The organism is Pedobacter insulae, from assembly GCF_900113525.1.
GTDB classification, from domain to species: domain Bacteria; phylum Bacteroidota; class Bacteroidia; order Sphingobacteriales; family Sphingobacteriaceae; genus Pedobacter; species Pedobacter insulae.
In genome coordinates this window covers 254,804-267,882 of the sequence record NZ_FOPP01000002.1, presented here as the reverse complement: position 1 = coordinate 267,882, position 13,079 = coordinate 254,804, and the positions used below count along the sequence as shown (strand labels likewise).

General features: G+C 37.6%; 9 protein-coding genes. 4 read left to right on the top strand and 5 right to left on the bottom strand.

What is annotated here, in order from left to right:
• Positions 1-4: 4 nt before the first annotated feature.
• Complete coding sequence (guaB, locus tag BM207_RS04085) at positions 5-1,474, bottom strand: IMP dehydrogenase (RefSeq protein WP_090992302.1); 1,470 nt, start codon at positions 1,472-1,474, stop codon at positions 5-7.
• Positions 1,475-1,929: 455 nt separating this feature from the next.
• On the opposite strand from guaB, the gene BM207_RS04080 reads away from it, so the two are divergent.
• Complete coding sequence (locus BM207_RS04080) at positions 1,930-3,771, top strand: outer membrane protein assembly factor BamB family protein (RefSeq protein ID WP_090992301.1); 1,842 nt, start codon at positions 1,930-1,932, stop codon at positions 3,769-3,771.
• A 12-nt stretch (positions 3,772-3,783) separates the two neighbouring features.
• On the opposite strand, the gene BM207_RS04075 is transcribed toward BM207_RS04080, so the two are convergent.
• The 3 genes from BM207_RS04075 to BM207_RS04065 are packed head-to-tail and all read right to left on the bottom strand — an operon-like array spanning position 3,784 to position 6,766.
• Positions 3,784-4,239: a GNAT family N-acetyltransferase gene (locus BM207_RS04075; RefSeq protein ID WP_090992300.1), complete on the bottom strand. Its 456-nt coding sequence runs from the start codon at positions 4,237-4,239 to the stop codon at positions 3,784-3,786.
• A gap of 15 nt (positions 4,240-4,254) precedes the next feature.
• The gene (locus tag BM207_RS04070) at positions 4,255-5,535 is read right to left on the bottom strand and encodes a M16 family metallopeptidase (RefSeq protein WP_090992299.1); all 1,281 of its coding nucleotides are present in this window, start codon (positions 5,533-5,535) and stop codon (positions 4,255-4,257) included.
• On the bottom strand, positions 5,528-6,766 hold the full coding sequence (locus BM207_RS04065; RefSeq protein WP_090992298.1) for a M16 family metallopeptidase: 1,239 nt from the start codon (positions 6,764-6,766) through the stop codon (positions 5,528-5,530). The genes BM207_RS04070 and BM207_RS04065 overlap by 8 nt, the downstream gene beginning before the upstream one ends.
• A gap of 130 nt (positions 6,767-6,896) precedes the next feature.
• On the opposite strand from BM207_RS04065, the gene BM207_RS04060 reads away from it, so the two are divergent.
• The 3 genes from BM207_RS04060 (at position 6,897) to BM207_RS04050 (ending at position 12,151) form a co-directional block, all read left to right on the top strand.
• Positions 6,897-8,021 carry a CofH family radical SAM protein gene (locus BM207_RS04060; RefSeq protein ID WP_090992297.1) on the top strand — a complete coding sequence of 375 codons (1,125 nt, stop codon included), beginning with the start codon at positions 6,897-6,899 and terminating at the stop codon, positions 8,019-8,021.
• 65 nt (positions 8,022-8,086) lie between these two features.
• Positions 8,087-9,328, top strand: coding sequence for a 6-bladed beta-propeller (locus BM207_RS04055; RefSeq protein WP_090992296.1), 1,242 nt, complete (start codon positions 8,087-8,089; stop codon positions 9,326-9,328).
• Positions 9,329-9,331: 3 nt separating this feature from the next.
• Positions 9,332-12,151 (top strand): TonB-dependent receptor, encoded by a 2,820-nt coding sequence (locus tag BM207_RS04050; protein WP_090992295.1) that lies wholly within the window; start codon positions 9,332-9,334, stop codon positions 12,149-12,151.
• A 75-nt stretch (positions 12,152-12,226) separates the two neighbouring features.
• Here BM207_RS04050 and BM207_RS04045 read toward each other — a convergent pair whose 3' ends face one another.
• Positions 12,227-13,069, bottom strand: coding sequence for a ferritin-like domain-containing protein (locus BM207_RS04045; protein WP_090992294.1), 843 nt, complete (start codon positions 13,067-13,069; stop codon positions 12,227-12,229).
• Between the last annotated feature and the right edge of the window lie 10 nt (positions 13,070-13,079).

Genomic DNA, 13,079 nt, shown 5'->3' with positions numbered 1-13,079 from the left:
TATTCTAACGGGTATAATTAGGTGCTTCTTTGGTAATGGTAATATCGTGGGGGTGACTTTCTCTCATGCCTGCCGCTGTAATTTGAACGAATTGTGCTTCCTGTAATTTTTCAATAGTTGCAGCACCACAATATCCCATACTAGCACGTAACCCCCCAATATATTGATACATCACTTCGGCCAACGTTCCTTTAAATGGCACGCGACCCACAATTCCTTCAGGAACTAATTTCTTGATATCATCTTCCACGTCTTGAAAATAACGGTCTTTCGAACCTTGCTCCATCGCTTCAATAGAACCCATTCCACGATACGACTTAAACTTACGACCCTCATAGATAATCGTTTCACCTGGCGATTCCTCTACTCCAGCAAACAATGAACCCGCCATAACAGTACTGGCACCAGAAGCAATTGCTTTTGCAATATCCCCCGTATGCTTAATTCCCCCGTCAGCAATAACCGGTACACCCGTTCCTCTAAGTGCTTTCGCACATTCAAAAACAGCATAAAGTTGTGGAACCCCTACACCAGCAATAATTCTCGTGGTGCAAATTGAACCAGGACCAATACCCACTTTAACCGCATCGGCGCCAGCATCAGCTAAAAACTTAGCAGCGGCTCCGGTAGCTATATTACCTACAATAACCTGTAAATCAGGATATTTAGCTTTTACTTCTTTTAATTTATCAACAACACCTTTTGAATGGCCATGTGCAGTATCAATGGTAATAACATCAACCCCAGCCTTAACCAATGCATCCACACGCTGTAAAGTGTCAGCAGTAACTCCAACCGCAGCACCAACCCGCAATCTTCCTTTTTCGTCCTTACAGGCCACCGGATAATTTTTTACTTTCTGTATATCCTTGAAAGTAATTAACCCGCATAAATACCCTTCCGCATTTACAACTGGTAATTTTTCGATCTTATAATTTTGTAAAATTTCTTCCGCCTGAATTAAATTAGTTCCCTCTGGAGCTACGATTAAATTATCTTTAGTCATAACATCAACAATGGGCTTATTCATGTTTTTTTGAAAACGCAGGTCGCGATTGGTGATAATACCAACAAGCTTATTGTCGCTGCTCACCACCGGAATGCCCCCAATTTTATGTTCCTTCATAATTTTAAAGGCATCTGCAACAATTGAATTCTCCAATAAAGTAACCGGATCCTGAATCATTCCGCTTTCAGACCGCTTCACTTTGCGAACTTCTTCCGCCTGTCTGTCAATCGTCATATTTTTATGAAGCATCCCAATACCACCATTTTGAGCAATGGCAATCGCTAATTCCGCTTCAGTAACGGTGTCCATCGCAGCAGAAATCAAGGGAACATTGAGCTTTATTTTCTTGGTTAAAAACGTAGCTGTATTAACATCACGGGGCAAAATCTCAGAATATGCAGGCACTAACAATACATCATCGTATGTTAAACCAGTCGCAATAAATTTTTGGGGATCGAGTTGCATAGCAAATAAATTAGGAGTTATTATTTGCAGGGCAAAGATACGATTTAATCAGTCAATTAAAAAATATCTTTTGGGAATAAAAAAAATAAAAATATTTATGAAATCATTGTAGCGTTTTTAATCCTTCTCTCGTTTACCCAATATAAACTAGCTCAGAAAGGTCTAAAGTTGGTGAGAACTTAAACCTAAATACTGGTAAGGTTGGTGAGAACCTTAAGTTTAATTTAAGAAAGGTTGGTGAGAACCTTCACTTAAATTTTTATAAGTTATATAATAAATTAATACCTCTGTTTAAGATTACACCTAAAATATGGCTACTGTTTGCAATTCTACAAACAGTAGCCAGCGGTGTTTCCCCTCCTCCCTCCCTTTTTAAGTTTGTGAATTAATTGATACAAACTGTTTCTTATTTGTCATACTAACAAAAACTCTTCATCTTAGCTCAAAAAAAAAACATGAAGAAATTACTCAGCTTCCTAATTGTACTTACGTTTAGTTTTTCGGCTTTTGCACAAAATTTCAAATACGCATTTGTTACCGATACCCATGTGGGTGCCTCAACAGGTGAAGAAGATTTAAGACGCACTGTGGCAGACATAAATAATCAGAAAGACCTTGATTTTGTTGTCATTACCGGCGACATAACCGAAATGGGAACAAATGACGAGTTAAAACTTGCCAAAAGCATTTTTTCACTGCTGAATATTCCTTATTATATCATGCCAGGCAACCATGATACCGGATGGTCAGAATCTGGAGGGGTAAGCTTTATCAGAGAGTTTGGCTACGACAAGTTCACTTTCGATCATAAAGGTTATAGATTTATAGCTTGCGCATCTGGTCCTTACGTACGCATGAGCGATGGCCATATTCCGCGGGATGCTACCGTTTGGCTAGACCAAATATTAAAAAAAACCTCAAAAGACATGCCCATTGTCTTCCTAAATCATTATCCAATTGACAATAGCCTAGATAATTGGTATGAAGTAACAGACCGCTTAAAAACCCGTAACGTCCAATATATTATCAATGGACACGGCCATAACAACAAAGCTATGGATTTCGAAGGGATTCCCGCTACAATGGGAAGGTCTAATCTACGGGCCAAAGATACCATTGGCGGATATAACATTGTAAATATGTTGAAGGACACGGTATATTTCGCCGTTAAAAAACCTAACCAAACTTTATTGCCCGCATGGCGAAAAATTCCCTTAAAAAAATTTGTTCATCAAACCCTAAAAGCTTACGATAGACCAAGTTTTGAGATCAATAAAAAGTATGGGAATGTTAGAGAAGTATGGACTTACCATTCAAGTGCCAACGTCGTTAACACGCCCGCATACAATGATAAAGCGGTCATATTTGGTAACAGCTTAGGATTAGTAGAAGCATTAAGCAGAACAAATGGCAAGAAATTATGGGCTTTTAAAACAAAGGGCGCTATTTACTCTTCACCAGTCATTGATAAGCAACTGGTAATTTTAGGCTCGGGCGACGGTACGATTTACGCCTTGAACAACACCAATGGAAAAGTGGTATGGAAAGTTGAAACGGCAAATGCGGTATTAGGGTCACCTGTAGTTGATGGAGACAATGTGCTGATCGGAGGCAGCGACCATACATTTAGGGCAATCAATATTAAAACCGGTAAAGTAGTCTGGAAATTTGAAGACGTTGAAGGCACCATTGTGGGTAAACCTTTAATTTATCAAGGCAAAGTTATGTTTGGCTCCTGGGGCAGGCATTTGTATGCTTTGGATGTAAAATCCGGAAAGTTAGCGTGGAAGTGGAACAATGGGAATGGAAATAGAATGTTCTCTCCGGCAATGTGTACCCCTGTTGCAACAAAGGGCGTAGTTTATATTGCTGCACCAGATCGTTTTTTAACCGCAATTAATGTCAATGATGGGCAAACACTATGGCGGACTAAAGAAGCGAAGGTGAGAGAGTCTATTGGGCTTTCAGCCGATAGCACCACCATTTATGGGAAAACCATGCAAGACACCGTAGTAGCATTCAAAACAACAGCAAATTCTCCGGAATTGGCCTGGAAATTAAACGCAGGTTTTGGATATGAACACACCCCATCAGATCTTGTCGAAAAGAATGGAGTTGTTTTTTATGGAACAAAAAATGGGGTTGTTTATACTTTTGATGCCAAAACACATCAAAATTTATGGTTACATAAAATTGATAACTCAATGGTCAATACGATAAACCCTATCGATCAAAAAAATATTATTGTGAGTACAATGGATGGCAAAGTAACGCTCATAAAGGCTTACGAAGAATAACCTTCGTAAGCCTTATTCCTCAACTTCGCAATGCTGTCTTAATTGCTTAGGCCCCTGAGGCCAGATAAAGGCAGTTGTTTGCTTTTTCCAACCCATACTTTTATAAAATGGGTCGGCACCAGGCGCAGCACTTAAATTTACAAAGTGATAATCAATTAATTGGTTGTTTAAAGCCGTAACCACATACTTTCCTAACCCCTGCCCTTGGTAATCGGGATCTACCACAATGTCTGCGAGCATCGCATAATATCTACCGTCGCCCACTACCCTGCCAAAAGCAATCACCTGCCCTTCCTTATAGATAAAAATTGTAGTAGTACTAAGCTTAAATGCTGCTTCAATCTCATGAGCTTTGCGATGTTTCCATTCTATTTTATAAAACAGAGAAATAATGTGATCCCAATCAATCTTTGCTAAATCTGGATTAAGCTTATATACATAAGCTGGATTTTCTTGTAAAATATGCATCAGTCTTATGATTTTTTAAACATTTTGTTTACCTACTACCACCTCAATAAAGGTGCTCGGATCTAAATATTGCTGCGCAATTTGTTGTATATCTTCCGTGCTTATATTTTTAACTGTATGAATATAATTAGTATAGTAATCATAATTCAAACCAGAAAAATATAGGTTTTTAAACTTATCAGCATGAGAAAAAATGTTCTCCAAACTTCCCAATAATGACCCTAACATGTAGTTCCTAACTAAATCTAATTCTTCATCGCTTGCCCGATCTGACCTTAACAGTTCAATTTCTTTGTATATTTCCTTCAGCGCATCTTCGTACACATCACCCCCCACTTCGGTTGCAATGAAAAAGTAACCAGCATGTTTCAAAGAAGCAATCCCAGAACCAATTCCGTAGGTATACCCTTTATCTTCCCTAATATTTGCCATCAACCTAGATCCGAAATAACCACCTAATAGCGTGTTCAAAACCTGAAATGCCGGAAAATCCCTATGGGCACGGTTGATCGCCAATTTCCCCATTCTAATAGCGCTTTGAACCGAATCTGGTTTAGCTATAAAAATCTGCGTGCCCTGGCCTGGCTCATAATGAAATTTATTTAATTCTGTTGGTGAATGATTTTCCCAACCTTTTCCAAAAAATTCATCTAACAAAGCAAATTCCCGCTCATCGAATTTTCCTGCACAGATAATCACACAATTTTCTGGTTTAAATGCCGCTTTAAAATAACTTATCAAGTCTTCTCTTCTCAATGCATCATAATCGGCTAACGTAATATCAGATCCGTAAGCAGTATCACCAAATACACCATGTGCAAAGGTCTTTCTGGCTAAGAAATCATTCTTTTGCAAATTCACTTGCAATTTTTGCTTTTGGTTTTGAACAAAAATCTCCAGCTCCTGTTGTGGGAATATACTCTCCGTTAAGATGGCTTTTACAATAGGCAACACCGCAGAAAGGTATTTACTTAAGCTATAAAGTGTGATGGTAATGTGGTCTGCCCCATAATCGCTTTGTAAAAATGCCCCAAAATAATCTACCTTTTCCGCTATTTCTTTAGCAGATAAATTTTTGGTCCCATTATTAATCAAACTGTTAACTGTAACAGCTTGTAAAGGTTTATTTTGATCCCAGTTTACATTATTGAAAATAAATTCAATCCGTACCAATTCTTTTTGGCCTGCATTGAAATTATATACCTTAATGCCATTGCTTAATATTTTATGTTCTGGAGCAATAAAATTAATATCGTTAACCTGTTGATATGGCGGAGTAATTGTACGGTTAAGCATTGGCTAAATAGTATAAGGTTGATGATTTTTCTTTCATAAAAGTTGACTTAGCAGCCTCCATAATCTGTTGTGCGGTAACAATTGAATATTTTTCCATTTCTAAATTTAACAGATCAGCATCCCCCAATAATTCATAATAGGCTAAATTCATTGCCTTATCAAGTAAATTCATTTCAGAAAACGCCATAATAGATTCCGATTTATTTTTAACCTTGGTTAATTCTGCATCGCTTACCAATTCCGTACTTATTTTCTCCAACTCTTTCCATATAGCTTGCTCGGCATGAGCTTGATCAACACCAGAAATTAATTTGCCTTCTACGATAAATAAACCCTCGTCCAAGCTTCCAGTCATATAAGCATTGATATCACTAAATAACTGTTGTTCTTTTAACAAACTGGTATATAAACGAGATGATTGTCCTTGAGATAAAATATCGCTTAATAAATCGAACACTTGATAAGTAGGATCTTTTCTGGCAGGCATCTTAAAAGCAATGTAAATGGCATTTAGCGGCACATTAGCTTGTACTGTTAACGAACGAGCTGCCGTTTGCGGTAGTTCCTTAGGCAAATTCCGTTCATATTTATTGCCCGCAGGAATAGGCTCAAACCATTTTTCAGCAAGTCTTTTAACTTCCTCAGTCGTAACATTTCCTCCAACTACCAAAATTGCATTTTGGGGATTATAGTGTTTTTTGAAAAACGCTTTTACATCTTCCATTTTAGCATGCTCTATCTGCGCTAAGTCTTGGCCGATAGTAGCCCATTGATAGGGATGTGTTTCATAGGCCAAGGGTCTTAATTTCAACCATACGTCGCCATACGGCTGATTTAAATAGCGCTGCTTAAATTCTTCCATCACCACGTTACGCTGTGTTTCTAAACTCTTTTCAGAAAAAGCAAGGCTCAACATTCTATCACTTTCCAACCAAAAAGCAGTTTCTAAATTTGCCGAAGGTAAGGTAATATAGTAATTGGTAATATCATTACTGGTAAAAGCATTGTTTTCACCACCAACCCTTTGCAAAGGCTCGTCATAACTCGGAATATTGACCGATCCACCGAACATCAAATGTTCAAATAGATGGGCAAAGCCAGTTTTGTTCGGCTCTTCATCTCTAGCTCCTACGTCGTACAGTATATTTAGAACGGCCATAGGGGTCGTAACGTCCTCATGAACAATCACTTTTAGGCCGTTTGAAAGTGTAAATCGGTTAAATTCTACCATCTATTTTTTTTGAGCCATAAAGATATCAAAAATGAGCGCACGGCGGTAAATGATTTCACAGATTTAAGAACTTTTACCAAAGACTGACCACTTCAGACTTTTGCCTCAAGACTTTTACATATCTTTGTACATGAATACCGCTGAACTATTACAAAAGGCACTAAACTTCGACTTCTTAACCAAAGAAGAAGGAGTATTCTTATATCATCAAGCAGATACGGCAGACTTAGCCTATGTTGCCAATGAACTGCGAAAAATCCAGGTACCCAGTGGTAAAGTAACCTGGCAGATAGACCGCAATGTAAATACAACAAATGTTTGTATCGCCAATTGTAAGTTCTGCAATTTTTTCCGTCGCCCAGGGCACGATGAAAGCTATATTACCGATATAGAAACTTACAAGGTTAAAATTGAAGAAACTTTTCGCCTAGGGGGAGATCAATTGCTTTTGCAGGGCGGTCATCACCCAGATCTGGGCCTAAGTTTTTATGCCAACCTGTTCAAGGAATTAAAACAACTTTATCCAACTTTAAAATTACATGCCTTGGGTCCACCAGAAATTGCCCATGTAGCAAAGTTAGAAGGGATTTCGCATACGGAAGTATTAAAGGAACTAAAAGCAAATGGAATGGACTCGTTACCGGGTGCAGGGGCAGAAATTCTAAATGATAGGGTGAGGCGTTTAATTTCAAAAGGTAAATGTGGCGGACAAGAATGGCTGGATGTAATGCGAGCCGCCCATCAGCTAGACATCACTACGTCGGCGACCATGATGTTTGGCCATGTAGAAACAATCGAAGAACGTTTTGAGCATTTGGTATGGATAAGAGAAGTACAAAGTGAAAAACCAGCAAACGCTAAAGGATTCTTAGCGTTTATTCCATGGCCTTTTCAGGATGATGGTACCTTGTTAAAACGTTTACGTGGTATCAGCAATACCGTAACAGGTGATGAATATGTGAGAATGCTTGCCTTAAGCCGAATAATGTTGCCAAACGTTAAAAATATACAGGCCAGCTGGCTTACAGTAGGTAAAGCGGTAGCACAAATGTGTTTGCATGCTGGAGCGAACGACTTTGGATCTATTATGATTGAAGAAAACGTCGTGTCGGCAGCGGGTGCCCCCCACCGTTTCACAGCAAAGGGTATTCAAGATGCGATTAAAGAAGCTGGGTTTGAACCACAGCTACGCGGACAACAATATAACTATCGGGAATTACCTGCCGAATTGGAAGAACAAGTTATTAAGTATTAATTAATGTTAAAATAACTAAAAAATTCGTTTTTATTTTTTAACATTGAATTAGATAACTTTTATTCATGTTCAGAAAATTAATTAACGCGCTCGTTCTAGCCCTAATCTCCTCCTTTCAAGTATATGCACAAGGTAAAATTGACAGTACAGAGATGCTTACCCTACGTATTGACCCACAAAGCGCACGGGGCGCAACAGTATCCCAGCTTTTTGACGAAGTAAAATTCATTCCCTTAGAAACCACCAAAGAAAGTCTGTTCGGCAACATCGCTGAATTAAAGGTGGCCGGCAAAAAGTTTATTATTTATGACTATGATACCAGAGCTGTCCTGGTATTTAATGACGAAGGAAAATTCGTTACCAAAATTGACGCAACCAAACTTCACTCAGATAAAGAGGACAAAGAAAAAGCACAATCTTACGGCTTTAGAGCCATTCAGGAAGATGGAAACGATTATATTGTTATGTTCACGAACAATAACATTCAATATTTTACCATGGAAGGTAAATTTGTTAAAAAAGTAAAAAACTTTAGCTATTTTGATGAAGTTACGATGTCTGACGGCAATATTGCTGTTAAACAAAACCTGTCTATTAAAAAAGGAAAAGATAGTACTTTTTACAAAGTAAACTTAATCAATAAGATAAAAAAAGACACCATAGGTTATTTTACGTTCGACAATAAAATGTGGGAAAAAGATGATTGGTACGGTGATGGTGGTATTAGCCAATACGCTCCCAACGCAGCTTTTTTTTCTACTTTTTATGATTATAACTTGTATAAAATAACACCCGATGCCGTTTCATTAGCCTATAAGCTTATCCTTCCTGCGATTAATACCCTACCAAAAGATTTTGTAACTAACCCTCTTTACGTTAAAAAGCGTTTCGAATTTTTTGAGAAAAATAAAAAGGTTATCCATGGTTTAGGAAAAAGTTACTTATTAGGAGATCATCTCTACTTAAGATTTTCGAACATTTTTTGGGACAAAGACCAAAAGAAAAACTTAATCTATAATATCAAAACAAGCGAATTAATTTCTTTTCAAGATTTGGAACCCGATAGTCTCTCACATTTTTTACCAATCACCGACTCTGGTTTTGGTTATGATTTTGAAAACCGCGGATTTTTAGCCTACGAAGGGGGAAAATTTTATACGAGCTATTCATCATTGGCAATGTTTGCTTTTAAAGAACGAAGTGCCGATAAGAAAGCAAAATATCCTCCACTTTTAGAAAACTATCTTAAAACTGGCGACAGAAAAAGCAATCCAGTATTAGTAGTTTTCCAACCAAAAACTAAATAATTTATGCGCCTCCCTTTCTTTTTAACAATAGGTATCGTATGCCTATTCACCTCTTTATCGCATGCTCAGCAAACTACCGAACCCACCACAGGAACCATCAAGGGGATAGTGCGGGACACCGTTCACAACTACGTATTAAAAGCTGCGACAGTTTCTATTTATCGCGCCGATAGTTCGGTTCTAAACTATCAGTTAAGTAACAATTATGGGGAATTCAAATTTACGAATCTTCCCATCGGACAAATGCTGCGAATAGACATTAGTAATATAGGATACGAGACATTCCGTCAAAACGTAACAATTCCAAAAGGTCAAAGTACGCTTGATTTAAAGACCCTAGTGATAAACCCTAGAAATGAGACTTTGAAAGAAGTGGTAATAACCATCCCACCCATAACCTATAATAATGACACCTTAGAGATCAATGCAGCTGCATTTAAGCTAGACACCAATGCAACGGTAGAAGATTTACTGAAAAAAGTTCCAAATATCACGGTTTGGGGCGATGGAATTATTACCGTGAACGGCAAGGAAGTAAAAAGTTTATTGGTAAATGGTAAACAATTTTTTGGTGGCGACAACAAAGTGATACTACAGAACATACCGAAAAATGCCCTCGAAAAGATCCAGATATTTAATAATGCCGACCGCAACAATCCACTAGACAGTAGCCTCGTGGCCAACTTAAAATTAAAGAAAGGCAAAGACAGATCCTATTTCGGCAAAATTGGCCTCGGTTATGGAACTAATAACCATTACCAAATTGATGGAAACATTAATTTTAGTACCCCAAAATTACAACTTTCGCTTATTGGTGCTACAAACGATATCAATAAAACACCAAACGACATTAATACGTTAGTGCGGAACAGCACTTTCAAGGGTGTAGGGACTAACATAGAATATCAACCAGATTTTAGGCAAACAGGGATTAATAAAGGAACGGTTGCGGGTGCCAAGCTAAATTACAACTTCAATCCCGAGAGTAAAGACTGGAATAATAGAAGCTCGTTGAGTTCAGACTACTACTTTTCTAGCACAGAATCAATCAATAATAATCAGAGTAACAGTATCACCACTTTATCAACCAACAACCAGATTTTCTCTTTTTCGGAAAATGCAAGTGTGGGAAATAGGGTAAATCACCGTCAAAACTCACAATTTACCTATGCAAAAAAAAGCCATCAACTGGATATCAGCGAATCTTTTACCGACGGATACAGCAACAGTAGCCAAACCAACATTCGAAATGCTTCCAACAACAATAATCAACTAACAAGTACAAATAACGGAAGCAGTACCGATAATTCAAACAGCCAAAATTTAAATTTGAGGGCCAGTTACGGGTATAATAATTATAGCAACTGGAAACAAAGATTCAAGAGTTTCAACATGAGCTATAATCTCTCTATGAGCAATGGAAATACCGACAGGAATGAAATTACGGCTTTTAAAGATTTGCTAAATCCTTCCTTAAACAGAGATTTTAACAGGAATTATCAAACAGATTTCAAAAATTTGAATCAAAACATCCACGCAACAATTAGCAATCTAAAATATTTACTTTTTGGCAATAAAAACCTTGCTAACTTTGATGGAAAAATTTCTGCCAAGCTCGACCTAGCAAACAATAAGAATAAAAATATTGTTGAAGACTTAAGTGGCAACAATTACCAGATAAATAATTATCTTTCTAACAATTTACAGACCAACCAGGCAATATTTACACCCGGTTTTTCGATCTCCAAAAATTTCCACAAGCAATTAAGCAATCGGTACAGTAAAAATTTAAGCTTTGAATTAACCGCTGCTCAACAAATAAGCTATCAGGATAATAAGTCGATCAAGAATTTCCAGAATATCAAGAAAAACTATAACAACTTTGTACCCACTGCAAGTATAAACTATAGTAACTATCAATACGGCACTCAACAAACAAGTGTTTCCTTAGTCTATAATACAACAATCGGTATTCCAACTATTAACCAGTTAGCCCCTTTAACAGATAGTACCAATTTATACAACCTGCAAAGAGGAAACATCAACCTTATCGAATCAAAAAACAAATCTATAAGCGTCAATCTTTACCGCTATGATATGCGAAACAAGAATACCCTCAACTTCAATTTCAATGGCGCAATTGGCCTAATTGAAGACGCAATTATTGACAGTTCATTTATAGATGCTAATAATAGAAGAAACAATTACCTGGCAAATGCAAATGGCAGCAAATATGCCCGCATGTACGGAGATGTACGAAAATCTCTTAAACTTAAAGCTGCAGAACTAAAATTTGGTTACACCATTAATATTAACTTTAATCGAACACCTAATTATCTGAATGGAATTTTTAACTTCTCCAATAATTTCTCAACAGATAATAAGATCTCTACAAATTTTACCTTTAAAGATAAATTCGCTTTAGAGGGCACGCAAAGTGTTGCAACAAGTTCATCCAAGCAGCAAACATTAAACACAGTTTATAAAAACGTCACGCTAACATCTGGGTTAAGCGCCAATTATAATTTCACTAAGAGATTCTCTGTAAACAGCAACATAAGTTTAAACAGTAATAACCCCTCAATCGGGGAAACCATAAACTTTACAATTTGGAATGCTGAAGCGAACTATCGATTCACAAAAGGCAATAATGCAGAAATCAAACTGTCGGCCTTAGATTTACTAAAACAAAACAGGTCGATAAATAATTTTGCCGGCACCAACACTTTTACAACATCTACCAGAAACGTACTGCAACAATACTTCATGGTTACCCTCTCGTATTATCCTCGAAAATTCGGAAAAGATGCCGCAAAGCGATAAAGCCCAAAATTAAAAAAAAGGGAGGCATAACCTCCACTTTTCTAAAAAAAACAAATCAATAGGTAATCTAAACTTTTATTTTATAAAAAGGCTGGCAATAGCCAGTACTTCTGCTTTTGTTAATGCTTCATCAAAAGATTCGGCAGCGATCGCAGCGGTTATCGCCGAGTTTCCATTTATCCCGACAATATTTATACCTGCTTGCATACTCGTATTCTCACGTACATAAATTGGGTCCACGGCAGCAATTCCTGTATCATTTGATGCACCTCCCGCACCTAAACTAATCCACGGTTTTAAACCAGTAGCACCATTTGCCGCCAACATCTGGCGTAAATGGGAAGCATGTCGGGCCTCTACTGAATGAATTTGCAAGGCCGTTGTTAAAACAGCGTTACCTTTTAACACAGTAGCCTGTCCTTTATAAGCTCTAACACCAGTATCTTCAAAAGCAGTTGCAACCTTTAAAAACGTTAAGTAATTGCTATATACATCTGGAAAAGTCCCCTTACCCGTAAAATCAAAATCGCTATAAGCTAAAGGAGCTCTTGCCGCTGCACCCAAAGCACCTTTCAATAAATTAACATGCGCCAATTCATGGTCGCGAATGGTAGTAATGGCGCCCAGTGGAGCTCCGGCTGGAATTAAACCCGGGGCCGCAACTACAGCGTGGTTATAGAAATGATACTCTAAATACTCTAAGGTTAGGGCAAAATTTAGTACATCACTAATTTGAGAGGGCGTAGTTTGACCATATGCCTTTTTAAATACAGAACCTAACGCTAAAGGCATTGCGGCAAGCGTGATTTTTTTACCCATGTTAAAAAAGTCCTTCATTGCCGCTCTTCTCGGATTTAATCTCTCATAGATCTCACCGTCAACTTTTTCTATTTCTTCTAATATATTTACGATATTCATGATTGCTAAT

What these genes read in the sequence shown, in the direction of transcription:
- guaB (WP_090992302.1), bottom strand. Translation starts at nt 1,474, where the DNA reads ATGCAACTCGATCCCCAAAAATTTATTGCGACTGGTTTAACATACGAT.
- BM207_RS04080 (WP_090992301.1), top strand. Translation starts at nt 1,930, where the DNA reads ATGAAGAAATTACTCAGCTTCCTAATTGTACTTACGTTTAGTTTTTCG.
- BM207_RS04075 (WP_090992300.1), bottom strand. Translation starts at nt 4,239, where the DNA reads ATGCATATTTTACAAGAAAATCCAGCTTATGTATATAAGCTTAATCCA.
- BM207_RS04070 (WP_090992299.1), bottom strand. Translation starts at nt 5,535, where the DNA reads ATGCTTAACCGTACAATTACTCCGCCATATCAACAGGTTAACGATATT.
- BM207_RS04065 (WP_090992298.1), bottom strand. Translation starts at nt 6,766, where the DNA reads ATGGTAGAATTTAACCGATTTACACTTTCAAACGGCCTAAAAGTGATT.
- BM207_RS04060 (WP_090992297.1), top strand. Translation starts at nt 6,897, where the DNA reads ATGAATACCGCTGAACTATTACAAAAGGCACTAAACTTCGACTTCTTA.
- BM207_RS04055 (WP_090992296.1), top strand. Translation starts at nt 8,087, where the DNA reads ATGTTCAGAAAATTAATTAACGCGCTCGTTCTAGCCCTAATCTCCTCC.
- BM207_RS04050 (WP_090992295.1), top strand. Translation starts at nt 9,332, where the DNA reads ATGCGCCTCCCTTTCTTTTTAACAATAGGTATCGTATGCCTATTCACC.
- BM207_RS04045 (WP_090992294.1), bottom strand. Translation starts at nt 13,069, where the DNA reads ATGAATATCGTAAATATATTAGAAGAAATAGAAAAAGTTGACGGTGAG.